Origin of the sequence: Microbacterium sp. Leaf203, from assembly GCF_001421275.1 — a bacterium.
Taxonomy (GTDB): domain Bacteria; phylum Actinomycetota; class Actinomycetes; order Actinomycetales; family Microbacteriaceae; genus Microbacterium; species Microbacterium testaceum_A.
This window is the reverse complement of the sequence record NZ_LMKF01000022.1, coordinates 1,284,324-1,285,416: the sequence shown is the minus strand read 5'-3', so window position 1 is coordinate 1,285,416 and position 1,093 is coordinate 1,284,324. Positions and strand designations below refer to the sequence as shown.

Genomic DNA, 1,093 nt, shown 5'->3' with positions numbered 1-1,093 from the left:
CCCGCCGACCAGTCCGTCTTCTTTGCGGTCCTCGGGCACGAAGCCGACGCCCGCGTCGAGGATCGCGCGGACGCTCTTGCCGACGAGGTCGGTGCCGTCGAGATCGACGGTGCCGGTCACGCCGTCGGCGAGCCCGACGATGGCCTCGACGAGTTCGGTCTGGCCATTGCCCTGGACGCCCGCGATCGCGACGATCTCGCCGGGACGCACGTCGAGGTCGACGTCGTCGACGACCACGGTCCCCTCGGCGGTGACGACACGCAGGTTCCGGATGGAAAGACCCCCGGATGCCGCCGCCTTCGGTGCGTCCTTGACCACGGTGAGCTCGACGGCACGACCGACCATGAGGGATGCCAGCTCGCCGTTGCTGGCAGTGGGCTCGGCCTCGCCGACGATCTTGCCGAGACGGACGACGGTGATGCGGTCGGCGACCTCGCGCACCTCGCGGAGCTTGTGCGTGATGAACACGATCGAGGTGCCCTCGTCGCGCAGCTGCCGCATGATGCCCATGAGCTCGTCGGTCTCCTGCGGCGTGAGGACGGCGGTGGGCTCGTCGAACACGAGCACCTTGGCATCCCGCGAGAGGGCCTTGATGATCTCGACGCGCTGCTGCACGCCCACGGGCAGGTCGCCGACGAGGGCGTCGGGGTCGACCTCGAAGCCAAAGCGCTGCGCGACGTCGCGCACGTGCTTGCGGGCCGCGTTCAGATCGAGAGCGCCGAGAGCCTTGGTGTTCTCGTGGCCGAGCATGACGTTCTCGGCCACGGTGAAGACGGGGATGAGCATGAAGTGCTGGTGCACCATGCCGATTCCCGCGGCCATGGCGTCGCCCGGGCCGCGGAAACGTTGGACGACGTCGTCCAGGAGGATCTCGCCCTCATCGGCCTGGTACAGGCCGTAGAGGACGTTCATGAGTGTGGATTTACCGGCACCGTTCTCTCCGAGGAGAGCGTGGATCTCACCAGGCTGAACGACCAGATCGATGTGGTCGTTCGCAACCAGGGACCCGAACCGCTTGGTGATGCCGCGGAGCTCGAGCTTCATGCTGTGCACCCTATTCGAAGACGTTAAGAAGACGGAAAGAAACCGCGGT

General features: G+C 66.7%; 1 protein-coding gene. It reads right to left on the bottom strand.

The annotated features are described in order from the left end of the window. A partial coding sequence (locus ASE56_RS07205) for an ABC transporter ATP-binding protein (RefSeq protein WP_235556945.1) occupies positions 1 to 1,044 on the bottom strand: 1,044 nt, incomplete at its 3' end. Between the last annotated feature and the right edge of the window lie 49 nt (positions 1,045 to 1,093).